Below are 26,423 nucleotides of genomic sequence, written 5' to 3' on the forward strand. Positions count from 1 at the left end.
CGGGCAGAGCGACCCGGCGCAGCTACTCGTTGGCGATCGACTCGGTGATGTTCATCCGCGCCGCACGCCGGGCGGGCACCAGGGCCCCGACGAGACAGAGCACCACCGACACCCCCACGAATACCGCGGTGATCGGGCGCGGCGCATACGCGATGTCCAAAGATGTGGTGGCACTGAGTATCTCGTCGGACAACAGGTGTAGCACCGCGCCCATGACGAGACCGAGCAGCGCCCCGACGACGGCGACCGCCCCCGCCTCGGCGAGCACCATCCGCGACAGGAAACGCCGGGACGCGCCCATGGCGCGCAGCACGCCGAGTTCCCGCCGGCGCTCGATCACCGACAGCAACAACGTGTTGAGCAGGGCGATCGCGGCCGCCGCCGACACGATCCACTGGATGGCGACGGTGAACGCGCCCGACTGCTGCGCCTGCCGCTGGGTGGCGGCGACCGCGGCCGCCCCCGTGTAGACGTGGGCGTGCAGCCCGCCGTCGAGTGGAATGGCGGCGGCGATCCGTTCCAGCGCCGCCCGGACCTGTGTTTTGTCGGCGCCGGGAGCGGTGATCACCTGCAGGTAGGTGTCGCCGGGGCGATCGAACCAGCGGCCGAGCAGTTCGCTCGACATCGCGGCCGTCCCGGAGTCGATGGAGACGTAGTCGACGGTGTCGCGGACCGTTGTCTCGCGATAGCCGGTCGGAGTGGCGATGTGCAGCACGTCGCCGGTGTGGACGCCCAGTGTCCGCGCCAGCACATTGGACAGGATGACGCCGTCACCGGCGAGGACCTGCCGGACCGCCGCCGGCGTCGCCTTGCGGATGAACGGCGCGTGCGAGCCGGGCACCAGACCCTGCATGAGGACGCGGTCCTCGCCGACGTTGACGTTGGCCCACTGGCCGCCGAGCACCTGACTCACCCCGGGCACCGCCGCGACCTCGCCGGCGATCTGCGGCGGCAGGATCGGCCCAAGTGGCACTTCGTCTTCCGACGACGACGACACGTAGAAGTCCGGATCCCCCAGTCCCTCCAGCGACGTGGAGATCGAGGCGACGAGGTTGTCGAGGGCACCGGAGGTCCCCATCCCGACGGCGATCGCCACGGCCACCGTCATCAGCGTCGCCCAGGCACGACGCGGGGCGCGCTGCGTGTTCACCGACGCGAGCCGCCCCGGCCCGCCGAACGCCCGCGCCAGCCACACCACCGCAGCCACCAGCGGCCGGGTGCAGGCATAGCAGATCAGCAGTGCGCCAAGCGCATACACCGCGCCGGCCGCGATGGCCGGCCGGTCGGGCACGGTGGCCACGATGACCCACGCGCCGATCACCGCGGCGATCCCCGCGATCGCCGCCACCCACACCGAGACCCCTCGGCGCGGCACGCTGTCGGCGAGCACCCCCGGCGACATCGCCTCCACCGGCGACACCGAGAACACCGACCGCGCAGCCAGACTCGTCGCCCCGACACACGAGATGATGCAGGCGACGACGGCGATGACGGGCGCGTAGGCGGGCAGGTGATAGCCGACCGCGATGTTCACCCCGTCGCGCGTCACACTGGGCACCCGCGACACCGCCCATTGCCCGGCGAGCACCCCGATGGGCACCCCGATCGCGCCGCCGACGAGACCGGATAGCGCTGCCTCGCCGAGCATGTCACCGACGAGATGAGAGCGCCGGGCCCCGAGCGCACGCACCATCGCCAGCGACTGTCTTCGCGACGCGACGGCCATGTTCATGGTGTTGAAGACCAGGAATGCGGCGATCACCAGCGACACCAACGCGACCAGCAGCGTCGAATCCCGGGTGACCGAACTCGCCAATTCGGCCTGTTTGGCCCGGAAGTCGGGGTTGACGACGACGGCCCGCCCGCCGACGATGCGCGTCGCCTCCGCCCGTAGGTGCCCGACGTCGGCGCCGGGTTTGGCGACGAGCAGGATCGACGTCACCCGGCCGGCGGTTCCCTCCGACCCGGACAGGCCGGTGAGTCGTTGCGCCAGCGGCAGATACGCGAAGACGTACGAACCGCCGTTGAGGTCCCCGGCCTGGGCGCCGGTGACCACACGCAGCACGCGCACCTGCTGATCGCCGACCGTAAGCTGTTGTCCGGCATGCAGTCCGGTGGACGGCCCGGCGATGACGCCGGTGTCGAGGTCGGCGAGCGACACCGACATCCCGCCCTGCACCGCCGACAGGTCACCCGACAGTGCGGTGGCGTGCAGGTCCGAGCCGAGCAGTGGGATCTGTTTGTCGCCGACGGTGATCGAACCGCGGATCAGGGGCACCACCGCCTTCGCGTCGGGCAGCTCGCGGCGCAGCTCGGTGGCCAATGCGGCGTCGACACCGGAATCGGCGATCGCGGCGACCTCGACGTCGGCGGCGCCGGAGATCGCCGAGTTGAATTCGCGCACCGACGCGGTGAAGGAGCCGAAGGTGCCCAGCACCGCGACCAGCAGCGCCGAGGACACCACGACCACGATGAGCGAGGTGAACACCCGCATCCGGTGCGTGCGGATCTCGCGCAGGTTCAGCACGCGAATCCGGGTGAGCCCGGCCAGGAATCCGGCCGGGACTCCCCGAATGCCTCGACTCACGCGATCTTCCCGTCCCGCACCGTGATCGTCGTGTCGGCGATCGCCGCGGCATGCTCGTCGTGGGTGACCATCACAACCAGGCGCCGGGTGCCGGCGCCGGAGTCCCCGGAGTCACCGTGCGCGACCTGCGAGAGCAGTTGCAGCACAGCATCACCGGTGGTCGAGTCGAGGTTTCCGGTCGGCTCGTCGGCGAGTAGGATCGCCGGTTCCATGATGAGTGAGCGGGCTATCGCCACCCGCTGCATCTGACCACCGGACAACTCCGACGGCCGGTGGTCGATCCGGTCGCCGAGGCCGACCTGCTCGAGCAGGTCGACGGCCCGCGGTTTGGCCCGGCGCAATGACTTCGAGTCGAGAAGTGCCGGCAGCGCCACGTTCTCCCAGGCCGACATCGTCGGCACCAGATTGAAGAACTGGAAGATGAATCCGACGCGGTGGCGACGGAACTCCGAGGCGGCGTCGTCGAGGGTGCCGAGGTCGACGCCGTCGACGCGGATGGACCCCGACGTCGGCGCGTCGAGCGCACCGATCAGATGAAGCAGCGTCGACTTCCCGGCGCCGGACGGGCCGACGATCGACACGAACTGCCCGCCCGGCAAGGCCAGATCTACTCCGTCGAGCGCCCGGACCCGCTCCTGCCCGAGCCGATATTCGCGGACGAGATCGACGGCCTCGACAAGATTGTGCTCCCCCACTGCCATGGGTCGATGGTAGTCATCGGCCGACCTCCGCCGCGGCGCATTGTCGATGCGGGTTCGTCGATACGGAAGCGATCAGGCCGGCCAGGCGCCGGTGGCGAAGAACTCGTCGAGCGCCGCGGCCGGCGCGCTCAGGTCGAGGTGCTGCGATGCGAGCCAGGCGTCGTCGAAATAGGTTGTGCGATAACGCTCCCCCGAGTCACACAGCAAGGTGACGACGCTCCCGGCATGACGCGCGGCCACCATCTCCGACACCAGTTTCAGCGCACCCCACATGTTGGTACCGGTCGATCCGCCGACCAGTCGGCCCAGGCGGTCGCTGGTGGCGCGGGCGGTCGCGATGGACGCGACGTCGGGTACGCCGATCATGCGGTCGATGACCTGCGAGACGAACGACGGCTCGACCCGCGGACGTCCGATTCCCTCGATACGCGAACCGATTTCGGAGGTGATGGTGCCGTCACCGCGCTCGTAGGCGGGCAGGAACACCGAGTTCTCCGGATCGACGACGGCCAGCCAGGTGCGGTGGCGCCGGTAGCGCAGGTAGCGGCCCAGGGTCGCCGACGTGCCGCCGGTCCCGGCGCCGACCACGATCCACGTCGGGATCGGATGTTCCTCCTCGGCCATCTGCGCGAAGATCGACTCGGCGATGTTGTTGTTGCCACGCCAATCGGTGGCCCGCTCGGCCATCGTGAACTGGTCGATGAAGTGTCCACCGAGTTCGTCGGCCAGGCGCAGCGCCTCGGCGTAGACGTCGGCGGGCCGATCGACGAAGTGGCAACGGCCGCCTTCACGTTCGATCAACGAGGTCTTCGCCGGTGACGTCGAGGCGGTCATCACCGCGAGGAACGCCACGCCGATCAGATGCGCGAAGTAGGCCTCGCTGACCGCCGTCGAACCCGACGACGCCTCGATCACCGTGGTGCCCTCGGTGATCCAGCCGTTGCAGATCGCGTACAGGAACAGTGACCGGGCCAGGCGATGTTTGAGTGAGCCGGTCGGATGCGTGCTCTCGTCCTTGAGGTACAGGTCGACGCCGGTGACATGGCCGTCCTCGCCGGTCCACCGCGACCAGTCGGGCAGCTCCACGCGCAACAGGTGGGTGTCGGCGCTGCGGCGGGCGTCGGCCTCGATGAGCCCGAGCGCATTGTCGGCCCAGGACCGGTCGGCGCGCCGGTCGATGTCGGCGGCGGTGGCGGGGATCATCGTCGGCGCGAACTCAGCTGTCGCTGCCGCGCAGGCGCGACTGCAGTTCTTCGTGGCGGCGCCGGCGCTGCGCATCGACGGTGGAGATCTGCGTGTTGACGCGGGTGCGCAGCGATTTGAACAGCATCATGCCCAGCGGCAACGCGATCAGGACCCCGAATACCGCGGCCACCAACACCGGAACGTTGACACCTGCCAGCTTGCCGACCCCGACGATGATCGCGGCGACCACGACCACCAGCACCAGACGCGCCAGGGTGTACAGGCCGATGGACACCACGAGAGCGCCCACACCCACCTGCTTCTTCTGCTCTTCACTCACGCTGACCAGGGTACGTGCCGGTTTTCGGCCCGCTCGGCTGGCCCGACCCCGCGCCGGCCGGCGATGGAACTATGGCGTGCGGCTATGGCGACGGCCGAGACGATTATTGTCGCGGCCGTCGCCATAGCCGCACGCTATATTCTCACCAAGGTTGTCACCGGTGCCGGCAAAGGCCGAGTAAAAGGTACTGGTCCACGGACTGCGCAGGTCACAAGGCTCTTTACGCTCTCTTTACCTGCTGCTGACGGTTCGAGTACCTGGGCGATTTGCGTGTATTCATGGAGTCGACGCGCAACGGGCGCGTGAGTGGCCGCCGAACGAAATGGTTCGCGGCCAGAACACACGAGGGAGCCCCCCACCATGACCGCCATTCACTCCAACCCTGCCGCAGTCATCACCCCGGGCATCGCCAGCCAGCACACGCTGACTCCCGGACAGGTCGCCGCCATGTTCAACGTCAACCCCAAGACCGTCGCACGCTGGGCGAGTTCCGGACTTCTCGGCTCGATCCGCACGCCGGGCGGTCATCGGCGTTTCCGCGAGGAAGACGTCGTCGCGTTGCTCAACCGTCGCATCTCCTGACCCCGACTCCCGCTGTACCCGGACCGGCCGTCGGCCGGTCGGTCTACCCGGCGCCCGCCGTCACGTAAGCTGACGGCTGGGAGGTTGCCATGGCGTTTTTGCTCACGTTGGTCGGCATCATGGCCGTCGGTTATCTGTTGTGGCGCTCGTTCGGCCCGCAGCTGACCGAAGAGGAGGCGTCCGACGACGCCAGGCGGGTCACGACCGTCAAGCGCCGTCCGCGCCGTCCGGTGGGCCCCGACGACGATCCCGAGTTCCTGATGGATCTCGACCGTCGTACGCGCGGCCCCAACGGTTCCGACACCGACGACACCTAGTCAGGATTCAACGAGCGCGCCCCCGCCGATCACGATCGGCGGGGGCGCGCTCGTCAGGTCAGGTGTGTCTCAGAGCCCGGCGTAGGAGTGCAGTCCGGAGACCACCAGGTTGATGATGAACAGGTTGAACAGCAGCGCCACGAAGCCGGCGACGTTGACCCATGCCGCCGCGGTGCTGCGCCAGCCGGCCGTCGCCCGCGCATGCAGGTAGGCGGCATAGATCACCCAGGCGATGAACGAGACGGTCTCCTTGGGGTCCCAACCCCAGAACCGCCCCCATGCCGACTCGGCCCAGATGGCACCGCAGATGACGCCGAGCCCGAACAGCGGGAAGCCGAACACCACGCATTTGTAGGCGAGACGGTCGAGGGCGTCGGCGCCCGGGATGTGCGCGACCAGCCGCATCACCGGAGCCATGAAGCCGGTCTGGGTGCGTTCGGCCTCCTCGGCCTTGGCACCCCACTGCATCTTCACCAGGTAGAGCACGCTGGCCACGCCGGACACCAGCAGGACGCCGGAACTGATCGAGATGATCGAGACGTGAATGGCCAGCCAGTAGGACTTCAGGGCGGGCACCACCGGCGCGGCCTGGGTGTAGAGCCAGCGGCCGCCGATGAACATCAGCAACGTCACCGGCAGCAACACGAACGACAGCAACGGGCGGTTCGCCGGTTTGCGCAGCACCACCACGCCGGCGACCACACAGGCCGCGCACGTCAGCGAGATGAACTCGTACATGTTGCCCCACGGCGGCCGGTCGACGGCGATGCCGCGGGTGATGATCGACGCGAGGTGGGCGGCCAGGCCGAGGAAGACCACGGGATAGGCCATGGCGCCGAGCTTTTCGGAGAAGCTGCGCCGGGCGGTGGAATCGGTGATCTTGCCGGGGGTGCGGTCGGCGGCGGCCGGTCCGGCGGCCGAGCCCACGGCCGCACCGACGAGTTCCTTCGAGGCGAGGCGACGGCTGCGCGCACCGGCCAGCGCGGCCAGGAACAGCAGCATCGCCAGCACGTAGATGGTGATCGCGGTCCCGAACAGCAGGTCGGAGTACCGGGCCATCGTCGCGTCGATGTGCTCTGCACCAGTGTTCATCGATTCACCTCGTCTACTCGTGTGTGCCGACCGTGCGCGGCCGCACGTCTAGAGCCTGCGCAATCGCGACTTGCGTTTCGCCCCATCAGGCTCCAACAGCCCGGCTGCCTGCTCCTCGAAGCCCTCGCCCCAACCGGCTTGGTCGGTGCGGGCGAGGCCGCCGATTTCTACTACCGTACGTCGTTTCCCGTCGTCGGTGCCCGGCTGCCCCGGATCGGCCGGGATCAGCCGCACCCAGATCCGGCGTCGGCGCACCAGCAGCGACACCAGCAGTCCGATCAACATCACCACCGCCGAGGCCAGCACCCAGCCCTGCGTCGGGTCGTGGGAGATCTGCACCGAGACCCACCGCTGGTAGCCGTCGAAGCTGACGACGGTGCCGTCGGCCAGCCGCGTGCTCTGCCCCTTGGCCAGGTTCACCTGCGCCTGCCGCTGCAATCGGCCCTGATCGACCAGGCTCTGATCGAGCGAGTAGGCATTCTGCGGCATGCCGGTGTCCAGGCCGGTGTCGCCCTTGTAGATGCGGATGGCCACCTGCGGGTCCTTCGGCGCCGGCGACGACGAACTCAGCAGCGTCCCTTGATAGTCCGCGGTCGGGGCGAACAGACCCTCGATGGCGATCTGATTCTTGCGGCGTACGTCCTCATCGGGATAGAGGCCGGCCGGGGTGTCGAAGCGCACCGCACCCGTCGACAGCATCGTCTGCATGTCGTTGGGAGCGAACAATGCGGTCTGGGTGCGCTTCTCGCCGTTGGGGAAGGTCACGGTGAAGGTGGGCGCGAAGCCGTTGCCGAGCACGTAGACGCGATCGCCGGCAACACGCAGCGGGTCGTTGACCTTGACCGACCGGTCGTGCCAGTCCCCGGCCGCGGTGCCGATGCCCTTGGTGTAGGACATCTGCGCGTTGTACATGTCGGGTTGCCCGTTGGGCAGGAAGGTCGCCGAGAAGGAATTGACCTTGATGCAGAACGGGTTGAGGTCGGTACCGTCGACCATCGCGCCGGCGCGGAACGAGTCGTAGACCGCGGTCGAGGTGTTGCACAATCCCTCGCCGTCGGCGACCAGACTGCGGGTGCCCTCGTAGCCGTAGAGCTTGCCCACCGCGAGCGACACCAGCAGTGCCAGCAACGCGAAATGGAAGACCAGGTTGCCGAACTCGCGCAGATATCCCTTCTCCGCGGAGACCTCGACGATGGGACCGGCGGTGCTCGCGTCCCGGTCGGTGGGTTCGCGGACGACGGTGTTGCGCCGCCAGCCACGCAGATTCGACGTGACGCGGTCGGCGATGTCCTCCGGGCTGCCGTCGACGGTGGTCGAGATGTGCCGCGGCAGTCGGCCGAGATTGCGTGGCGCGGCAACGGGTTTGGCGCGCAGACTCCTGGCGTGCTCGATCAGGCGCGGCGTCAGGCAGCCCACCAGCGAGACGAACAGCAGCACATAGATCGCGGTGAACCAGGCGCTGGAGAACACGTCGAACAGCTGCAGCTTGTCCATCCACGTGCCGAAGGTGCCGTGGTCGGCGATGTAGCGCAACGTCTTCTGTTCGTTGAGTTTGCGCTGCGGGAGCAGGGCGCCCGGGATCGCGGCGAGCGCGAGCAGGAACAGCAGCACCAGCGCGGTGCGCATCGACGTCAACGACCGCCACAGATTACGCAACGGCCACAGGACCCGACGGAAGATCCAGTGCGGCCTCGACGGCGGCTGCGGCGCGGCGGGACGGTCGGCGACCGCGGTGTCGGCGCGCGTCATACCGGCAACACCGCATCGGTGATGAAGGCGTCGCGCACCCACACGATGAACTGATCCCACAGTCCGGTGACCAATGCGATACCCACGAGGATCAGCATGACACCTCCGAAGATCTGGATCGCCCGCGCATGCGCACGCAACCAGCCCAGGCTGCGCAGTGCCCACGCCGACGAGAACGCCAGGATGACGAACGGGATACCAAGTCCCAGGCAGTAGGCGACGATCAGGGTGACGCCCTTGGCGGCGGTGGCGCCCTCGGTGCCCGACGCGGTGGCGATGACCGCGGCCAGTGTCGGCCCGAGACACGGCGTCCAGCCGAGCGCGAACACCGCACCGAGCAGCGGAGCGCCGACGATGTTGGACACCAGCCGCGGAGCCATCCGCACCTCGCGCTGCATCATCGGGACCAGGCCGATGAACACCAGCCCCATCAGGATGGTCACCACCCCGCCGATACGTTGCAGCAGTTCGTGATTGACGATGACGGTGCTGGTGATCCCCAGGACGGTGGCGGTCGCGGCGACGAAGACGACGGTGAAGCCGAGCACGAACAGCAACGCGGCCACCGCGACGCGCGACCGGCCGCGTTTGGCGGGTTCGCCGACGGTCACCGCGGGCGCCTCCGCGCCGACGAGCCCCGCCAGATACGACAGATAACCGGGCACGAGCGGCACCACACACGGCGAGGCGAACGACACCATGCCGGCGACCGCCGCGGCGGCGACGCCGAGCAGCAGTGGCCCGGAGGACACCGTGTCGGCGAAGGTCTGTCCGATTCCGCTCACTGCGGCACCCCGTTCGGGGCCGCCGTGGTGGTGGCCGCGGGGATCGCGGATGCGGCTGTGCTGCCCGGCACCGGTGGCTCGGCGACGACCCGCGCGACGGCGGCACCGAGTTCGTCGGCGCTGACCGCGCGCAGGAACACCGCGGCCGGGCGATGCTGCCGGTCGAGCACGATGGTCGTCGGCACCACCGACGTCGGGGTGGTCAATGCGGCCAGCGACGCCCCCGGAAAGTCGTAGATGGACGGATAGCCGATCTTGCGGTCGGTCACGAAATCCTGTGCGCTCTGGTGGTCGTCGCGCAGATTGATGCCGAGGAACTCGACGCCGTCGGCCTTGTACTTCGCGTAGACCTGTTCGAGCGCAGCAGACTCACCGCGGCACGGCCCGCACCACGAGCCCCACACATTGATCACGACGGCCTTGTCGGCGAAGCGCTGATCGCTGAGCGCCAACGGTTTTCCGGTCAGCAGGTCGTCACCGGAGACCTCGGCGATGTGCTTGCGGTCGGCGGGATCGTAGGTGATGACGGTCTGCCCATCCGGCGAGACGAACTGGAAGGTGTCGCCCTGTGACACCGCGTCGTCGCCGGTGCCACATCCGGCCAATGCGACGACTGCGGCCAACGAGAAGAACAGTGCGAGAAAGACTTTCACCACAACTCGGACACCGCGGCGCGGGCTGCGGGGGCGGCGACCACGAAGGGGCGTCGCGGACACACCACGACCACCACGATCCTGCACCCTCACGCGTTCACACTCTCCTCGTCAGGCCCCGGTCGCGAGCGGATCCGACGCACCGGCCGGCTCCGAATAGATGATGTCGACGAGCGCGTCGTCGTCGTAGATCAGGCTGGTCAACGACGCAAGCGAGCATTGCCGACGACGAGGGTCGTGCCAGAGCCGCTGCCCCTCGAGGAAGCGACGCAACGTGAAGACCGGGAGCTGATGGCTGACGCAGACCGCCTCGTGGCCGCGGGCGGCGTCGCGGGCCTTGTTGGCCGCGGCGAGCATCCGGTGGGCGAGCTGGATGTAGGGCTCACCCCACGACGGGGTGAACGGGTCGCGCAGTTTGGGCCAGTGCCGCGGCTTGCGCAGCGCGCCGTCGCCGACCGAGACTCGCAGGCCCTCGAAGATGTTGTCGGCCTCGATGAGCTCGTCGTTGGTGAGGATCGGGAGTTCGTGCGCGGCCGCGATCGGGCCTGCGGTCTCTTGCGCACGTTGCAGCGGGGAGGCGAACACGGCGGTGACGTCGTGGTCGGCGAGCGCGTCGGCGACCTTGCGGGCCTGCGCGCGGCCGGTGTCGGAGAGATGGAATCCGGGTAGCCGTCCGTAGAGGATGGCGTCGGGATTGTGCACCTCGCCGTGGCGCATCATGTGAACGATCGTGTGCATCAGTTCTCCCCGGGACTGGGCGGCCGAGCCGCGGCCGCGGCCCGCGCGGCCGCCGGCAGTGCGTCGGCAATTCGTGAGAAAGCATCCTCGTCAAGTGCCGCCGAGACAAACCAGGCCTCGAACGCGCTGGGCGGCGGATACACGCCGGCGTCGAGAAGTTCGTGGAAGAACGGGGCGAAACGCCAGGTCTGGGTGGCCTTCACGCCCGCGTAGTCGACGATCCGGGTGTCGGCGGCATCGGCTGTGGTGAAGAACACATTGAGCAGGTTGCCCGCCTTCTGCACCCGGTGCGCCACGCCTGCCTCGGTGAGCGCGCCGCTGAGCAACCCGGCGAGGCGGTCGGCGTTGGCGTCGAGGGTGGCGTAGACCGCGGCGTCGGCGGTGCGCAGGGTGGCCAGGCCGCCGGCGACCGCGACCGGATTCCCCGACAGGGTGCCCGCCTGATAGACGGGGCCGGTCGGCGCGAGGCGCTCCATGATGTCGGCGCGACCACCGAAGGCGGCGGCGGGCAGGCCACCGCTCATGACCTTGCCGAAGGTGTAGAGGTCGGCGCCGACGCCCTCGAGCCCGTACCAGCCGGCCGGGCTGACCCGGAATCCGGTCATGACCTCGTCGATGATCAGCAGTGCGCCGTGACGGTGGGTGAGGTCGCGCAGGCCGGCGTTGAATCCGTCGAGCGGGGCGATCGCGCCCATGTTGCCTGCGGCGGCCTCGGTGATGACGGCGGCGATGTCGTCGCCGAACTCCTCGAAGGCCCTGGCGACGGCCGGCAAGTCGTTGTAGGGCAGCACGACGGTGTCGTGGGCGGCGGCGCCGGTGACGCCGGGGCTGGTCGGCAGGCCGAGGGTGGCCACGCCCGACCCGGCGTCGGCGAGCAGGGCGTCGACGTGGCCGTGGTAGCACCCGGCGAACTTGATGATCTTGGGGCGGCCGGTGAAGCCGCGGGCCAGGCGGACCGCCGACATGGTGGCTTCGGTGCCGGAGTTGACCAGGCGCACGCGCTCGACCGGGTCGACGCGATCGATGATCTCCTCGGCGAGTTCGATCTCGGATTCGGTGGGCGCGCCGAACGACAATCCGCCGGATGCGGCGCGCTGCACGGCGTCGACGACCGCCGGATGCGCGTGGCCCAGGATCATCGGCCCCCACGAGGAGACCAGGTCGACGTAGGTGTTGCCGTCGACGTCGGTCAGTCGGCAGCCCTGCGCGGAGGCGATGAAGCGCGGATCGCCACCGACCGCGGAGAACGCGCGGACCGGCGAATTGACCCCGCCCGGGATCGCGAGTTGGGCCCGGGCGAACAGCTCACTGGACTTCACGGCGACGTCGGCGGATCTGCTCACGGCCTCCAGTGTTCCAAATGGAGCACGGCGAGAGAAATTCGGCCTGGTCAGGGTCCTGAGACGAATATGAGAGACAACTATGGCGAGGTCTCGGAAGCGGGCCAGGTCGGCCGGCCACACAACCACGCGAAGGTGCCCTCGACCGCCGGCACATCACAGGACAGGGCCTGCGGCGAATATGAGATGCAGCTATAGCGACGGCCGAGACGATAACCGTCTCGGCCGTCGCCATAGCCGCACGTTATAGTTCGACCTCCAGGACACGAGCCAGCTCACCCGGCAGCGCGACCGCCCGAATGTGCGCCCGCCGACGGATCAGGTCGTCGATGATGCCCTCGACCGTCGGCCACTGGTACATCACCTTCCTGAAGGAGAACCGGATGGGCAGGTAGCCGCGACGGATGGCCTCCGCGTCACGCTGCCGATCCCTTTCGCGTTGCTCGGGAGTGCGGTCGTGAAATCTTTCGCTGTCGATCTCCACGATCAGCCGCCTCCCGATGAGGAAGTCGACGCGCCCGACCCCCTCGATCTCGACCTGCATCCGGAACCGGATGCCCTTCCGCCCGATCCGCGAGCCGAAGATCGACTCGGCCCCCGACTCCGCGACACCGTCACATCTGGCGAGCAGCTCCCGGGTACGGGCGGGGGCGGAGGCGAAGACCACCTCGAGGTCGGCCATCTCCAGAAGACCTTGGCGCAGAATCGAATCGCAGGCAGCGATGATCTCCTCGCCCGGTAGACAACGCAGCGCATGACGCAGCGCGGTGGGCACGTCGTCGAGTGGATATCGCTCGGGCAGCGGTTCGCCGTGCTGGCGGCAGAGCGGCCGCTTGCCACGGTTCGCCGCCGTCCGGCGTCCCCGCAGGTGAATGTCGGCGGTCGGCATGACCCACACCCCATGCAGGTCGAGTGCGGTCACGCAGCTGCACACACCGCCGGCGGTGACCGCTTGCACCACCGCCGGGTGGGCATACACCGTCGCGTACCAGGAGCGCCGAAGACAGCGGAGCGTGCCGTCGCGGACGAGCGCCTTGACGTTCGATTGGATGAATCCCCGTCGCGACAGCTCGGCGTAGTCGAAGACTCCGCGCCAGTGATCGGTCTCGTCGTGGGCGAGGGCAGCAAGATCCATGCGCGCAGTCTGACCGGTCCGGCGCCCCTCGACCCGATACAGAGTCGGTGAACGACCGTCCACTGTGGACGGAGGTGATTCTGTGGACAGCCACTCTCCCGATTCGCCACTCCCCGGTCCCCTCAGTGCTCCAGCGCGGACTCGACCTGCTCGGCGATCCCTTGATGTCCGCGGGCGTTGGGATGCACGGTGATCCGGGCGGTGGTCCCCTCTTGCGGTTCGATCCAGCGGGCGGCGCCGGCGCACGCGTCGTGTCCGTCGGAGACGTGGGACATGTCGACGTAGGTGACACCGCTCTGGACCGCCGCACGCCGGATGGCGTCGTTGAGGTCGGACTGCAAGCTGCGCAGGTAGGCGACGTCGCCGGGTGCGATCCGCATCGCGGGATAGCAGCCCTGCGTCGGCGGCAGGATCCACGGGTAGCCGATGATGAGCACCCGCGCGTGCGGGGCGCGCTCACGTACCTGCTTCAGGGCGTCGACGAGGGCCGGGTAGATCTCGGAATCGATGGGCGCCGACAACTCGGTGCCGTAGCGGTCTCGGCACGGCGATCCGGTCGGGACGCCGCCGCCGGCTTCTGCGGCGGCCGCGTCACCGCATTTGCTGATCGCACCACCGAAGGTGTTCTCGTCGTTGCCGCCGAGCATCATGGTGACAAGTCGCGTCTGAGGTCCGAGCGCGTCGAGTTGCGGTGGTACACCGAAGTATTGGCTGGTACTCACGTCGGCCGTGCCCGCACCGGCGCAACTCGCGTCGGTCAGCGCCACGCCACGCTGCGTGGCGACGAGGTGCGCGAAGTTCACCGCGGAGCGCTGACAGAGGAACGGTGAACCACCCTGCACCGGGAGCACCCCGGCGCCCGCGGCATAGCTGTCGCCGAGATTGGCATACGGCGCCGAGGCCACCCCAGCACTCGATGCGGGGGCGGCCGGGGATGAGCCCGAACCTGTTGTGGAGGAATCGTTTTCGCCGGCACATCCGGCGAGGGTCAGCGCGAGCACCAGCGCACACAGCGCTGCCCGACGCGAACTGGCGCGACGTCGAATGGCTGGGCGCCGGGGGATCGTCGACACCCGTCGACCGTACCCCGGACCGGCCACGTCATCGACCCGTCGCGTCGCCGATCTGGGCGTACGCTGTGAAAACATCACGGCTCATGTTTGCCCCGATCAGGAATCACCGCGAGACAAGGACACCGCATGCATCCGCTCGATCCACTGTCGGCCAACGAATTCCGCACGGTGACCACGGTACTGGCGCGCGAGCAGGGCGTCGGCGATGGTTGGCGTTACACCTCCATCGAGTTGGCCGAACCGTCCAAGTCCGAGCTCGCGGCGTATGAGTCCGACGGCACCGTCCCACCGCGGCGCGCCGAGGTGACCTGCCTCGACACCGGACAGAACCTCACCTACAAGTCGTTTGTCTCGCTCACCGGCGACACCGTCGAGTCGTTCGAGAACGTGCCCGGCGTGCAGGCGAATTTCACCGTCGACGAGTACGAGGAATGCGATCGGGTGCTGCGTGCACATCCCGACGTGCAGGCCGCGTTGGCACGCCGCGGCATCACCGACCTGGACCTGGTGTTCATGGACACCTGGACCTACGGTGGCGCACTGATTCCCGAGGAGTTCAGCGGCCGGCGACTCGGCTGGTCGGATACCTGGATCCGCAATGCCGAGGGCTCCAACCCGTACGCGAATCCCGTTGCGGGGCTGCACTGCGTGATCGACGTGAACACGATGGAACTGCTGCGCATCGAGGACGCCGGCGCCGGCGCCGAGAAGCCGCAGGTGATGGGCGAGTATGTGCCGCGGCACATTCCGCAACGCATCCGGGACGCGTTCACGCGGCTGCCGCTCGAGCCACTGGAGATCACTCAGCCGAACGGGCCGTCCTTCACGCTCGACGGCAATCTGCTGACGTGGCAGAACTGGTCGCTGCGGGTGGGTTTCAACCACCGCGAGGGCATGACACTGCATTCGGTGCGCTACCGCGACGGCGGGCGTCAGCGGTCGGTCGCGCACCGGATGTCGTTCGCGGAGATGGTGGTTCCCTATCGCGACCACAGTGAGGATCACTACCGGCGGACGGCGTTCGACATCGGCGAGTGGGGTCTGGGTTTCATGACGACCTCGCTGGAACTCGGCTGCGATTGTCTCGGTGAGATCCGCTATCTGGATGCGGTGCTACACAACAGTGCCGGGGAGCCGCACACCATCACCAATGCGATCTGCATCCACGAGGAGGACAACGGCGTGCTGTGGAAGCACGTCGATGCCGACGCCGGCGCCGAGGTCCGCCGGATGCGCAGGCTGACGGTGAGTTTCCATGTGACCGTGGCCAATTACGAGTACCTCGTGTATTGGCGGTTCTATCAGGACGGCAATATCGAGTGCGAGGTACGTGCCACCGGGATCATGGTGACCACTCCGTTGCCGCCCGGGATGTCGAGTTATCCGAACGGCACCGTCGTCGACGACCGCACGTATGCCCCCTTCCACCAGCACTTCCTGGTTGCGCGCCTCGACATCGACATCGACGGCGCCGACAACACCGTGTTCGCCTCCGAGACGGTACCGGAGCCGATGGGTCCTGGCAATCCTCTGGGACTGTCGCTGACACAGCGAAATACGGCGCTGCGCACCGAAAATGACGGAATGCAGGATCCAGACTTTGCGACGCAGAAGAGTTGGAAGATCGTCAACACCAATGTCACCACCGGCCTCGGTGCGCATCCCGCGTACAAGCTGACGCCCACCGGCGCCATACCGTCGATGTTCGATCCCGCCTCACCGGTCTTCCAGCGTGCCACCGTGATCGGCCACACCCTCTGGGTGACCCCGAACAGCCCCCAGGAGCGTTGGCCCGCAGGCGAATTCGTCAATCAGTCGGTACGCGACACCGGCATCGCGGAGTGGACCAAGAACAACCGGCCGATCGAGAACACCGACGTCGTCCTGTGGTATGTCTTCGGAATCCACCACATCACCCGTCCCGAGGACTGGCCGGTGATGCCGTCGGATGTGGTGTCGTTCTGGCTCAAGCCGTTCGGCTTCTTCGATCGCAATCCGTCGCTCGACGTCGAAGGGTCGCCGGCGACACACTGCCACCACCACGATTCCGGGAACCACTGATCCGGAACCACTGATCGGGAGCACTGATCGGGGGCGCTGATCGGTTCGGTGCAGCGCGACGACCAGCGCTGTTGCCCAAACGCTGGATTTACAAACGGTACATTTGTACACTGCCCGCCATGCGCCTTCGAATCTTCTTGGTATCAATGGCAATTCTGGTCAGTGCAGCTCTGGCCAGTGGTGTGTGCGGGTCTGTGGCACGCGCTGACGTGCAGCCGGAGAACGCCTCCGGCCCGCAGTCACCTAACAGCGTGTTCCTCTGGCAGAACCCGATTGGGCACTTCATCGTGGTACTCGGGGCCAAGATGGGAACACACGGGGAGACGCCGAATATTCTCAACGAGCGTCTCGACGTCGCTGCTCAGCTCGCCCGGACGCATCCCGCGAACCGGGTGATCGTGTCGGGAGGCAACACCTGGTGGTTGCCGGTCTCCGAGGCGCAATTCATGAACGTGGGGCTGATGAAACGTGGTGTGCCGATGTGGCAGATGGTCAACGAGGGCACCTCGACGAGCACCGTGCAGAACGCCACCAACACCGTCGGCATGCTCAAGGCGATGGGTGCGACCGGCGCGGTGATCGTCACGAACGGATTCCACATGCCGCGCGCGCTGGGCGATTTCCGCGCCGCGGCCAAGGATGATCACGCGAACCTCGAGTTCCGTACCGCCGTCGCGGGGTGAGCTCGCGGAGATGAAGCACGGTGAGGCGCCCCGCGGGGTGGGGCGCCTCACCGCAGTTTGTGCCGGGTCAGCGCAGCAGCGCGCGGCTCATCACGACCCGCTGAATCTGGTTGGTGCCCTCGTAGATCTGGGTGATCTTGGCGTCGCGCATCATCCGCTCGACCGGGAAGTCACGGGTGTAGCCGGCACCGCCGAAGAGCTGCACGGCGTCGGTGGTGACCTCCATGGCGACGTCGGAGGCGAAGCACTTCGACGCGGAGCTGATGAAGCCGAGGTTCTTCTCGCCGCGCTCGGCGCGGGCGGCCGAGGTGTACACCATGAGGCGGGCGGCCTCGACCTTCATGGCCATGTCGGCGATCATGAATTCGACCCCCTGGAACGAGCTGATCGATTTACCGAACTGCTTGCGGTCCTTGACATAGGCAATCGCCTGGTCGAGCGCGCCCTGCGCGATGCCGACGGCCTGCGCGCCGATGGTCGGACGGGTGTGGTCGAGGGTCTGCAGCGCGGTCTTGAAACCGGTGCCCTCGCCGCCGATGATGCGGTCCTCGGGGATGGTGCAGTCTTCGAAGTACAGTTCGGCCGTCGGTGATCCCTTGATGCCGAGCTTCTTCTCCAGCGGGCCGACGGTGAAGCCCGGATCGTCCTTGTGCACCATGAACGCCGAGATGCCGTTGGCCCTCTTCTCGGGATCGGTCACCGCCATGACGGTGTACCAGGAGGACTTGCCGCCGTTGGTGATCCAGCATTTGGAGCCGTTGAGCACCCAGTTGCTGCCGTCCTTGCGGGCGCGGGTCTTCATCGCGGCGGCGTCGGAGCCGGCCTCGCGCTCGGACAGCGCGTAGGAGGCCATGGCCTCACCGGCGGCGATCGACGGCAGCACCTGCGCCTTGAGCTCGTCGGAGCCGTTGAGGATCAGGCCCATGGTGCCGAGCTTGTTGACGGCGGGGATCAGCGACGCCGATGCATCGACCCGGGCGACCTCTTCGATGACGATGCATGCGGCGACCGAGTCGGCGCCCTGCCCGTCGTACTGCTCGGGCACGTGAATCGCATTGAAGCCACTGGCGACGAGGGCGTCGAGGGCCTCCTGCGGGAACCGCGCCTTCTCGTCGACGTCGGCGGCGTGCGGCTCGATCTCCTTCTCGGCGAGAGCGCGGATCGCCTCACGTAGGGCGACGTGCTCCTCGGGCAGTTCGAACACGTTGAAATCGGGATTACCAAAACCCATGGTAGCTGCTCCTCACAGTTCTCCGGCACTGCGTGCCAGGATCGCGATGTCATTCCAGTTCATCATGGCACGCAGTGCCATGTCAATCTGCGGTCTTCTCTATTGTCCCTGTTTGTGCTGGTCGAGCTGCAGTTGTCGGCGAACCGCATCGGCGATGGCCTCGGGATCAGTGCCCGGCGAGTAGGACACCACCGCCACCGCGGCCTGCCCGGTCGGCGGCTGGGCGTCGATGTCGGCGGCGGCACCGAGTGCCAACCGAACGCGTCGGAGCTCGCTGCGCAGCCGGTCCAGCGTCGCGTCGGCGTCGCCGCGGATCATCGAGCGCAGCAGATAGTTGTGCACCGACGTCACCGCCGCGGAGTAGCCGACGATCCGCACCGGCGATTCGCCGGGCAGACGCCGGCGCAGAAAATCTTCGAACACCCGCTGGTAGCGATAGGTGGTGACGAGTTCGCGCTCACGCAGGGCCGGCACCCGGGTGACCACCTGCAGACGTCGGACGGCGAGGTCGCGCGTCGTGAGGAAGTGGGTGAACACGATCTCCGCCGCAGCACAGACCATCGACCACGGGTCGGCGCCGGGATCGTCCGCGGGTCCGAGCCGCTCGGCGACCTGGGCGATCAACGCCTCGTGGTCGGCGAAGATCATGTCCTCCTTCGAGCGGAACTGGCGGAACAGCGTGCGCCGCGACACCCCGGCGGCGGCCGCGATCTGGTCGACCGTCGTCGACTCATAGCCGTTCTCGCTGAACAATCGGATCGACGCGGCGACCACCTGGGTCCGCAGGTCGACCGGATCGACGGTCGTGTCACTCGGTGCCATGGGTCCAGTATTGCCTGTCGCGCTGCGGGCCGGTGGCGTCATTCGGCCCGCCGACCAAGCCACACCTGGGTGGCGGCATGGGGTTGAATCAGTCGCGTGTCCGCGCCACTGATGCCCACGCCACTGCCGCCGCCATACGCGGGCGCGGGACCCGACGGCGTGCTCCGCACGTACCTGGTCGCCGATGACGCCCTCGCGGCGCGTCTGTGCCGTGGTGCGGTCCTGTCTCGACAGGTGCTGGGACGGCAGCTGGGGCTCGCTGCTGTCGGGGTGCTCGCGGCATGCGCTGCCACGTTGTTCGCCGGCGACGTGGCGGTGACCGTGGCCGCGACCATATTCATGGTCGTATTCATGGCGTTCTTCGGGTGCCTCATGGTCGGCACGATCATGCTGGTGAGCCGTAGTCGGATGCGCCGGTTGGTGCCGGCGGGTACGCCGATGTCCGCGGAGTTCACGCCGTTGTGGATCGGCCACCGGGTCGGAGCCACGTACTCGGTGATCCCGCTGGAGAGATTCGACCGGGTGGTGGCCGGCCCGACGGTGGTGATGCTGTGCACGCGTCGGCGTCCCGTCGTGCTGTTGCCGCGGGAACTGGTGCCGCCGCAGGTGATCGCCGATTACGAGTCCCGCTACGGGCGGAGTGGTCGACCCGGGCGATGACCGGGATGCTCAGTCGCCGTCGGCTTTTCGACGCAGTTCGAACTTGAGGACCTTGCCGGTGGAGGTGCGGGGCAACTCGTCGGCGAAGATGATGTCGCGGGGCACCTTGTAACCGGCGAGCAGGGTCTTGGCGTGCGCGATGAGGTCGTCGGCACGCAGCTCGGCTCCCGGCTCACGCAACACGTAGGCGCGCGGCCGTTCGCCCCATTTCTCGTCGGGCACACCGATGACGGCGACGTCGAGCACTGCGTCGTGGCTGACCAGGGCCTGCTCGACCTCGATGGTGGAGATGTTCTCGCCGCCGGAGATGATGATGTCCTTGGCGCGGTCGCGTAGTTGGAGGTAGCCGTCGGGATGCATGACGCCGAGGTCGCCGGTGTGAAACCAGCCGCCGGCGAACGCTTTTCGGGTGGCGTCCGGGTCGCGGAAGTATCCGGCCATCACATTGTTGCCGCGTAAGACGATCTCGCCCATGGTTTCTCCGTCGGCGGGCACGTCGGCAAGCGGCAGCACATCGCGCTCGACGACGCGTGCGGCGTCGGCCTGCACCATGCCCACACCCTGGCGGGAGAGCTTCGCGGCCCGCTCGCCGGGGGGCAGATCGGCCCAGGCGTCCTGGAATTCGCAGATCGTGTACGGCCCATACACCTCGGTCAGTCCGTAGACGTGGACGACGCCGATGCCGAGCGCCTCGAGCCGGCCGATGACGGTCGGGCTCGGTGGCGCGCCGGCAGTGGTGATGCGCAGCGGGCGGTCGAGGCGATGTGCGCGTGGCGATCCGGCGATCGTGGTGCACACCGTGGGTGCCCCGTCCAGGTGGGTGATCCCCAGATCGTCGATGGCGTCCCACACCGCGTCGGCGCGGACGGCGCGCAGGCACACGTGGGTCGCCGACGCCTGCGTGACCGCCCACGGGGTGCACCAGCCGTTGCAGTGGAACATCGGCAGCGTCCACAGATAGCGGCTCTGCCCGGTGAACTGTTGATGGAAGGTCTCGCCGAAGGAGTTCAGGTACGCACCGCGGTGGGTGTACATGACGCCCTTGGGTTTTCCGGTGGTGCCGGAGGTGTAGTTGATCGTGATGACGGCATCCTCGTCGTCGACCGTCCACGGGAGAGGCTTCGAGCCGGACCCGGAATTATTTGCGAGAGAGAGGAATCCATCGTATGCGTAGAGCCCGGGAATTCCGGATGCATCGAGTTCGCCCGGGGTGGGGCCGAATTCGGGATCGGTGATCTCGACGGCGGTGGTGAGGTCGGCGATCTCGTCGACGATCAGCGACACCGTGTGACGGAATTCGGCGTCGAAGAACAAGGTTGTGACGCCGGCGTGGTTGAGGATGTAGACCAGCTCGGGTCCGGCCAGGCGGGAGTTGAGGGCGACGAGCACCCCACCGGCCAGCGGCACCGCATAGTGGGCGATGAGCATCTCGGGGATGTTGGGTGCGAGGTAGCCGATCCGCTCACCGGGGGCGATGCGGCTCTCGAGGACTCGGGCGAGGCGCTGCACCTCGTCGGCGAGCTCGGCGTAGGTGGCGCTGCGCCGACCGTAGATGACCGCGGTGCGCTCGGGAAACACGTCCGCGGAGCGCTCGAGGAACCGCAGCGGAGTGAGCTCGGAGCGGTTGGCGGTGCCGCTGTCGATGCGGCCGAACTCGGCGACACCGGTGCTCGAGTGATTTTCCGAGGCGGCCATATTCTCTCCTCATCATCGGCGCGGCGGCCCCGGGAACAAGGGGTGAGGGCTGCCACGGGCGGCGCGACTTGCGTCTACCGATCACACCACACCGCGTCACCGCCGAACGTGACATCGGTCCGCCAAAGCTCCGCTGCCGATCTGGTCCGGGCCGTACCGTGGAGACATGTCGACTCCTACCGAATCGCCGGCCGCCAACCCCGATGACACCGCGAGCAGCTCGAGTACCGCCGCGCCCACCAGTGTCGATGTCCCGAGTCACGGGAACTCCGCCGAGCTCGACGACGCCGCCCGCGAGCTACTCGTCGAGGGGCTGCGCCGCACGCTCGACGGCCGGTGGCAGGCCACCCGCGACAGCGTGCGGGAACGCTCCGACCGATCGGATCTGCTGCCCGATCCGGCGCGCACCATCGACGAGGCCCGCGCCCGCGTACTCGAGGAGATGCGCGAATTGTCGTCGCAGGGATTCGCGGCGGCGGGCTTTGCCGCCGATCACGGCGGCACCGGCGACATCGGCGCGTCGATCACCGCGATCGAGATGCTCGGCTACGCCGATCTGTCGCTGATGGTCAAGGCCGGTGTGCAGTGGGGGCTGTTCGGTGGGGCCATCGAGAACCTGGGCACCGAACGCCATCACGACCGGTACGTCGCCGACATCATCAGCCTCGACCTGCTCGGCTGCTTCGCCATGACCGAGACCGGTCACGGCTCCAATGTGCAGGCGCTCGAGACCACCGCCACCTATGACCCGCAGACCCGCGAGTACGTCGTCGACTCCCCCACCCCGTCGGCACGCAAGGACTACATCGGCGGTGCGGCGGCGCACGCGCGGGTGGCGGCGGTGTTCGCGCAACTGATCACGGCCGGGCCCGGTGAAGGGCCGCAAGACCATGGGGTGCACTGCTTCGTCGTACCGATCCGCGACGAGAACGGCGCCGATCTGCCGGGGGTGACGACGAGCGACTGCGGCCACAAGGGCGGCCTCGACGGCGTCGACAACGGGCGGATCCTGTTCGACCACGTACGCATCCCGGCCGAGAACCTGCTCAACCGCTACGCCGACGTCGACGCCGACGGCACCTATCACTCGCCCATCGAGAACCCGAATCGGCGGTTCTTCACCATGCTCGGCACCTTGATCCGCGGCCGGGTGTCGGTGGCGGCGACGGCCGGGGCGGCCGGGCGCAAGGCACTCACGCTCGCCACCCGCTACGGGACGATCCGTAAACAGTTCGAGGCCCCCGACTCCGACGACGAGATCACCGTCCTGGACTATCTGGGCCATCAGCGAAAGCTGTTGCCGCTCATCGCGAAGTCGTATGCCATCACGTGTACCCAGAACGAGTTGGTCGCCGAGCTGCACGACGTGGAGTCGGCCGCGCCGGACGATTCCGACGCGGGCCGTCAGCGTCAACTCGAGAGTTCGGCAGCCGGGCTGAAGGCCTACAGCACCTGGCACGCGTCGCATGCGGTGAACGTGTGCCGCGAGGCGTGTGGTGGCGCCGGCTACATGGACGAGAACCAGCTGTCGATCATGCGCGGCGACATCGATGTCTTCACCACCTTCGAGGGCGACAACACGGTGCTCACCCAGCTGGTGGCCAAGGAGCTGCTCTCGGCGTATGCCGATGACGTGCAAGGACTTTCCGCCGGCGGCTGGGTGCGTTTCATCGCCGGTATGGCGCGCGACGTCGTCGTCGAGAAGACTGCGGCGCGTCAGGTGATCCAGACCTTGTTGGAGAGTTCCGACGAGGACACCGAGAAGTCGACGCTGACCGATCGGGGTACGCAGATCCGGTTGTTCCGCAATCGTGAAGACCACCTCGTGCGGACGTGTGCGCAGCGTCTGCGCCGGGCCACCGACGACGACAACGACGCCTTCGAGGTGTTCAACAAAGCCCAGGATCATCTGCTGAAAGTCGGTCGGGTACATACCGAACGGGTGGTGCTCGAGTCGTTCATCGAGGCGATCAACGAGTGCGACTCGAAGGCGGCCGCGGAATTACTCGGCAAGGTCTGTGACCTGTTCGTGTATTCGGCCATCGAGGACGATCTGGCGTGGTTCTTGATGCACCGGCACGTGTCGGTGGAGCGCGCCAAGGCGATCCGCCGCGGCGTCAACGAGCTGTGTCTCGAATTGCGGCCCTACGCAAGCATTCTCGTCGACGCCTTCGGAATCCCGGAGGAGCTCCTGGTGGCGCCGATGCTCGAGCACGGATAGTGGCGGGCTCAGCGGTGTGAACCGTCGGGCTCCCGGTCGGCATCGGTGTCCGACGCCTCGGCGCGTAGTCGAAGCGTGAACGGAAACACCAGCCAGCAGCCGAGGAACGCCACCAGCATGCAGGCGCCCGCCACGAAACCCGCGATCATGCCCGCGGTGGCGCCGAAGACGACGACCACCGCACCGGCGAGCGCGAGGCCCAGCAGGATCAGGCCGATGTAGGCGAGCCGGTGCGCGGAGGTGACGATGACGTCGAGCCGGTGTTGGCGGAACAATGCGCGGTGCAGTGCCACCGGCGCGGCGAGCAGGACGGCCGCCGCCATCGCGAACGACACCGTGACCAGATACGTCACGCGCAACGGCTCGTCGAGATCTTCGAAGCGGTTCTGAAACGGGAGCGTGAGCAGAAATCCGGTGAGGATCTGCACGCCGGTCTGGACCACGCGCAGTTCCTGGAGCAGCGCAGCCCAGTTGCGGTCGAGGCGTTCGGTCGTCGTCTCCGCGCGCTGCTCACGATTCCACTCGTCGTCGGAGGTGCGACGGGGGTCGGCGGGGTCGGGGCTCACGGTTCCATGGTGACAGCCCGGGCGGCGGCCGCACGTGCGAAATCGCGGCGCGGTCGGTCAGTCCGTGCTGGTGCTGGTGCCGCGGGGCGGTAGGCCGAGTTTGACCGCGGTGTGGGCCTCGGTGAGTTCGCTCCGAAAGCGGCCGACATCTCGGGCCCAGGCCTGCGCAAGTGAGCCGTCGGCGAGTTTGACGCCCACCCCGCGGCGACGGCGCGGCACCCCGGCCAGCTCACCGAGCGCCGATGCACTCTGCCAGTCCCGATGATCGGGTCCGTTGTTCTCGGGATAGATCGTGTCGATCTCGTCGAGCGCGATGATGCGGGCACCCTGTTTCAGGGTCAGCTCGGTGAGTTCGACGGAGACGTGTCGGCGGGCGGCGATCACCTGGATCGTCGAGAAACCGGTCACGATCAGCCCGAAGAAGCCGATCACCCACCAATGCACCTGCCCGGGACCGGAGATCTCCATCGCGAGGACCGCGGCGACGAGTATCGGACCGATCGCGGTGACCCACCAGCTGCCGCCCGGCTCGTAGAACAGCATCTCGCCGCGGTCGGTGGGGATGGGATAGCGGTCGGCTTTGGCCGGGCTGTCCGCGGCGGGCGCGTCGTCGTCGGCGGGGGTCTCGCCTTCATCCTCGGCGTCGTCATCCGTCGCGTCGACGTCGACGTCGTCGGTCGGAGTCACGGCTGGGGGGGTCTCGTCTGGGGTCTCGTCGTCGGGATCGTTGCCGCGTGCGCGGGCGGTCACGAGCGCGACCTGCCGCGCTTGTTGGCGTCGGCCTGCTTGGTGTCGCCCTTCTTGACATCGGCCTTCTTGACGTCGGCCTTCTTGACGTTCGCCTTGGCGGTCCGGCCCGAGTTCTTGCCGGGCCGGGATTCATTCGCGGTGGCCGGGTCCTTGCCGGTGAACCAGGCGTCGCCCTGCGGGCGGTAGGCCAGCAACGAACCGAACAGCCCGATGATGCCCGCGATCAGCGCGAACGCGAGGATGGGCGCCAGGAAGCTGAGCACCAGCAGCATGATGACCGCGACGAGGGTGAGCGCGGCGAGCGAGGAGCGCCAGCGGATGTCGCCGGCGTAGGCGTTGGTGCCGAGGAAGCCGTAGGCGCCGCCGACGATCGCCACCACCACGCCGATGCCCACCGGGATGAGGGTCGGGCCCGAGAGGACCACGCCGAGCACGACGTAGACGATGCCGAGGATCACCAGTAGCGCGCCGGATACCAGCCAGCACCGATATGCCCAGGCCACGACGTTGGGGCGCTGGGCGGGGTCAGGCTTGTGGGTCGTCACGGGGCTGTTGTCCTTTGTCGTGCTGGCTGCTGTCGTCGGGCGGTGGGTCTGCGGCCGGTCGGCTCGGATCATCGTAGGGCGGATACTGTCCCGGGGTCGGGTAGCCCGGTGGGTACTGGCCGGGTGGTGGGTACTGGCCGTACGGGGACGGGTACTGGCTGCCGGGGTATTGGCCGGAGTATTGGCCGGGGGGAGGTGGGCCGTAACCAGGCGTCGGCGGATACGGCGGCGCGGTGGGCGTACGCGGCGCATGCCGGTAGGCGGCCATCTTCTTGCAGTAGGTGTCGGAATCGCGGCGCAACAGCAGCACCACCGCCCCGAGCGCGGCGACCCCACCGATGACGTTGGGGATCATCGCCCAGCGCGGATGGACGTCGCCGAAGATCGAGAACAACGTCGTGATCACGAGATAGAGACTCACGGCGCCGAGAATGAAGCGAGCCCAGTTGTATCCCTTGCGGGTGAGGACCAGCAGGACCACCGCGACCGCGATCTCGATGACCGTGGTCGCGACCACCAGACCGACCATCACGCCGGTCGAGGTGATCGTGTCGTATTCGGCCGTGCCCGGGCGGTAGCTGTCCTTGGCCATTTTGAGGTATGTATCGCGCGTGGTCCCGAAGGTGGCGACGACGGTGACGATGTGCGCAATGATCACCAGCAACCACAGCTCGGAGGCGATCACGATCGACTCGACGAGTTTCGGTTTCGAACCCTCCGGCTCGGCGGGCGGCGGACCGGTGCTGCGGCCCGGGTCGGTGGATGCTGACATGCTCCCAGCGTAGTGAACGCGGCGTGGGCGTGTTCGGCTCCCGGTCGGAACCGCCGACGGCGCCTCAGCGCGGTCGCACTCCCGAGGTGACCCGTCCCGTCCCCCGCACGCCGACATATAACGTGCGGCTATAGCGACGG

Annotated in this window: 25 protein-coding genes; 6 read left to right on the forward strand and 19 right to left on the reverse strand. The window is 67.8% G+C overall.

Annotated features, from left to right (window positions below; translation table 11 throughout):
• Window positions 1-22: 22 nt before the first annotated feature.
• The 4 genes from ACPXB3_RS12705 to ACPXB3_RS12720 all read right to left on the reverse strand — a co-directional run bounded on the left by ACPXB3_RS12705 (window position 23) and on the right by ACPXB3_RS12720 (window position 4,813).
• Window positions 23-2,587 carry an FtsX-like permease family protein gene (locus tag ACPXB3_RS12705; RefSeq protein ID WP_425727802.1) on the reverse strand — a complete coding sequence of 855 codons (2,565 nt, stop codon included), beginning with the start codon at window positions 2,585-2,587 and terminating at the stop codon, window positions 23-25.
• Window positions 2,584-3,288, reverse strand: a complete 705-nt coding sequence (locus ACPXB3_RS12710; RefSeq protein WP_425727803.1) for an ABC transporter ATP-binding protein — start codon at window positions 3,286-3,288, stop codon at window positions 2,584-2,586. The genes ACPXB3_RS12705 and ACPXB3_RS12710 overlap by 4 nt, the downstream gene beginning before the upstream one ends.
• Before the next feature lie 72 nt (window positions 3,289-3,360).
• Window positions 3,361-4,491 carry a PLP-dependent cysteine synthase family protein gene (locus ACPXB3_RS12715; protein ID WP_425727804.1) on the reverse strand — a complete coding sequence of 377 codons (1,131 nt, stop codon included), beginning with the start codon at window positions 4,489-4,491 and terminating at the stop codon, window positions 3,361-3,363.
• 13 nt (window positions 4,492-4,504) lie between these two features.
• Window positions 4,505-4,813 (reverse strand): DUF4229 domain-containing protein, encoded by a 309-nt coding sequence (locus tag ACPXB3_RS12720; protein WP_425705276.1) that lies wholly within the window; start codon window positions 4,811-4,813, stop codon window positions 4,505-4,507.
• Window positions 4,814-5,173: 360 nt separating this feature from the next.
• Here ACPXB3_RS12720 and ACPXB3_RS12725 point away from each other — a divergent pair, with 360 nt between their 5' ends.
• Both ACPXB3_RS12725 and ACPXB3_RS12730 read left to right on the forward strand, forming a co-directional pair.
• Window positions 5,174-5,395 (forward strand): BldC family transcriptional regulator, encoded by a 222-nt coding sequence (locus ACPXB3_RS12725; protein ID WP_425705275.1) that lies wholly within the window; start codon window positions 5,174-5,176, stop codon window positions 5,393-5,395.
• A gap of 89 nt (window positions 5,396-5,484) precedes the next feature.
• Entirely contained in the window at window positions 5,485-5,712 is a 228-nt protein-coding gene (locus tag ACPXB3_RS12730) for a hypothetical protein (RefSeq protein WP_425705274.1), read from the forward strand.
• 69 nt (window positions 5,713-5,781) lie between these two features.
• Here ACPXB3_RS12730 and ccsB read toward each other — a convergent pair whose 3' ends face one another.
• From ccsB to ACPXB3_RS12770, 8 genes are all read right to left on the reverse strand, one after another.
• Window positions 5,782-6,804: a c-type cytochrome biogenesis protein CcsB gene (gene ccsB / locus ACPXB3_RS12735; RefSeq protein WP_425727805.1), complete on the reverse strand. Its 1,023-nt coding sequence runs from the start codon at window positions 6,802-6,804 to the stop codon at window positions 5,782-5,784.
• Between the two features lie 48 nt (window positions 6,805-6,852).
• A complete protein-coding gene (gene resB / locus ACPXB3_RS12740; RefSeq protein WP_425727806.1) occupies window positions 6,853-8,553 on the reverse strand; it encodes a cytochrome c biogenesis protein ResB in 1,701 nt (566 codons plus the stop codon).
• Window positions 8,550-9,338 carry a cytochrome c biogenesis CcdA family protein gene (locus ACPXB3_RS12745; RefSeq protein ID WP_425705271.1) on the reverse strand — a complete coding sequence of 263 codons (789 nt, stop codon included), beginning with the start codon at window positions 9,336-9,338 and terminating at the stop codon, window positions 8,550-8,552. Before ACPXB3_RS12745 ends, resB begins: the two co-directional genes overlap by 4 nt.
• The gene (locus ACPXB3_RS12750; RefSeq protein ID WP_425705270.1) at window positions 9,335-9,991 is read right to left on the reverse strand and encodes a TlpA family protein disulfide reductase; all 657 of its coding nucleotides are present in this window, start codon (window positions 9,989-9,991) and stop codon (window positions 9,335-9,337) included. Before ACPXB3_RS12750 ends, ACPXB3_RS12745 begins: the two co-directional genes overlap by 4 nt.
• 111 nt (window positions 9,992-10,102) lie before the next feature.
• A complete protein-coding gene (locus tag ACPXB3_RS12755; protein WP_425705269.1) occupies window positions 10,103-10,729 on the reverse strand; it encodes a histidine phosphatase family protein in 627 nt (208 codons plus the stop codon).
• Entirely contained in the window at window positions 10,729-12,072 is a 1,344-nt protein-coding gene (hemL, locus tag ACPXB3_RS12760; protein ID WP_425727807.1) for a glutamate-1-semialdehyde 2,1-aminomutase, read from the reverse strand. Before hemL ends, ACPXB3_RS12755 begins: the two co-directional genes overlap by 1 nt.
• A 241-nt stretch (window positions 12,073-12,313) precedes the next feature.
• Window positions 12,314-13,204, reverse strand: a complete 891-nt coding sequence (locus tag ACPXB3_RS12765; RefSeq protein ID WP_425705267.1) for an endonuclease domain-containing protein — start codon at window positions 13,202-13,204, stop codon at window positions 12,314-12,316.
• Between the two features lie 122 nt (window positions 13,205-13,326).
• Window positions 13,327-14,277, reverse strand: coding sequence for an SGNH/GDSL hydrolase family protein (locus ACPXB3_RS12770; protein ID WP_425727808.1), 951 nt, complete (start codon window positions 14,275-14,277; stop codon window positions 13,327-13,329).
• A gap of 102 nt (window positions 14,278-14,379) precedes the next feature.
• Here ACPXB3_RS12770 and ACPXB3_RS12775 point away from each other — a divergent pair, with 102 nt between their 5' ends.
• Together ACPXB3_RS12775 and ACPXB3_RS12780 are read left to right on the forward strand one after the other, a co-directional pair.
• Window positions 14,380-16,338: a primary-amine oxidase gene (locus tag ACPXB3_RS12775; RefSeq protein WP_425727865.1), complete on the forward strand. Its 1,959-nt coding sequence runs from the start codon at window positions 14,380-14,382 to the stop codon at window positions 16,336-16,338.
• Between the two features lie 119 nt (window positions 16,339-16,457).
• Window positions 16,458-17,021 carry a YdcF family protein gene (locus ACPXB3_RS12780; RefSeq protein WP_425705265.1) on the forward strand — a complete coding sequence of 188 codons (564 nt, stop codon included), beginning with the start codon at window positions 16,458-16,460 and terminating at the stop codon, window positions 17,019-17,021.
• A gap of 67 nt (window positions 17,022-17,088) precedes the next feature.
• On the opposite strand, the gene ACPXB3_RS12785 is transcribed toward ACPXB3_RS12780, so the two are convergent.
• Both ACPXB3_RS12785 and ACPXB3_RS12790 read right to left on the reverse strand, forming a co-directional pair.
• Complete coding sequence (locus ACPXB3_RS12785; RefSeq protein WP_425705264.1) at window positions 17,089-18,252, reverse strand: acyl-CoA dehydrogenase; 1,164 nt, start codon at window positions 18,250-18,252, stop codon at window positions 17,089-17,091.
• A 99-nt stretch (window positions 18,253-18,351) separates the two neighbouring features.
• Window positions 18,352-19,074 (reverse strand): TetR/AcrR family transcriptional regulator, encoded by a 723-nt coding sequence (locus ACPXB3_RS12790; RefSeq protein WP_425727809.1) that lies wholly within the window; start codon window positions 19,072-19,074, stop codon window positions 18,352-18,354.
• A 96-nt stretch (window positions 19,075-19,170) separates the two neighbouring features.
• On the opposite strand from ACPXB3_RS12790, the gene ACPXB3_RS12795 reads away from it, so the two are divergent.
• Complete coding sequence (locus ACPXB3_RS12795) at window positions 19,171-19,734, forward strand: hypothetical protein (RefSeq protein WP_425727810.1); 564 nt, start codon at window positions 19,171-19,173, stop codon at window positions 19,732-19,734.
• Window positions 19,735-19,743: 9 nt separating this feature from the next.
• Here the strand turns inward: ACPXB3_RS12795 and ACPXB3_RS12800 are convergent, their stop codons facing one another.
• A complete protein-coding gene (locus ACPXB3_RS12800; protein WP_425727811.1) occupies window positions 19,744-21,429 on the reverse strand; it encodes an AMP-binding protein in 1,686 nt (561 codons plus the stop codon).
• A 166-nt stretch (window positions 21,430-21,595) separates the two neighbouring features.
• Here ACPXB3_RS12800 and ACPXB3_RS12805 point away from each other — a divergent pair, with 166 nt between their 5' ends.
• Window positions 21,596-23,650, forward strand: coding sequence for an acyl-CoA dehydrogenase (locus ACPXB3_RS12805; RefSeq protein WP_425705260.1), 2,055 nt, complete (start codon window positions 21,596-21,598; stop codon window positions 23,648-23,650).
• Between the two features lie 8 nt (window positions 23,651-23,658).
• Here the strand turns inward: ACPXB3_RS12805 and ACPXB3_RS12810 are convergent, their stop codons facing one another.
• The 4 genes from ACPXB3_RS12810 to ACPXB3_RS12825 are packed head-to-tail and all read right to left on the reverse strand — an operon-like array spanning window position 23,659 to window position 26,283.
• Window positions 23,659-24,216 (reverse strand): DUF6328 family protein, encoded by a 558-nt coding sequence (locus ACPXB3_RS12810; RefSeq protein WP_425727812.1) that lies wholly within the window; start codon window positions 24,214-24,216, stop codon window positions 23,659-23,661.
• Between the two features lie 57 nt (window positions 24,217-24,273).
• A complete protein-coding gene (locus ACPXB3_RS12815; RefSeq protein ID WP_425727813.1) occupies window positions 24,274-24,966 on the reverse strand; it encodes a hypothetical protein in 693 nt (230 codons plus the stop codon).
• A complete protein-coding gene (locus ACPXB3_RS12820; protein ID WP_425727814.1) occupies window positions 24,963-25,511 on the reverse strand; it encodes a hypothetical protein in 549 nt (182 codons plus the stop codon). The genes ACPXB3_RS12815 and ACPXB3_RS12820 overlap by 4 nt, the downstream gene beginning before the upstream one ends.
• Window positions 25,492-26,283, reverse strand: coding sequence for a hypothetical protein (locus tag ACPXB3_RS12825; protein ID WP_425727815.1), 792 nt, complete (start codon window positions 26,281-26,283; stop codon window positions 25,492-25,494). Before ACPXB3_RS12825 ends, ACPXB3_RS12820 begins: the two co-directional genes overlap by 20 nt.
• Between the last annotated feature and the right edge of the window lie 140 nt (window positions 26,284-26,423).

The organism is Gordonia sp. DT219, assembly GCF_049847065.1.
Taxonomy (GTDB): Bacteria; Actinomycetota; Actinomycetes; order Mycobacteriales; family Mycobacteriaceae; genus Gordonia.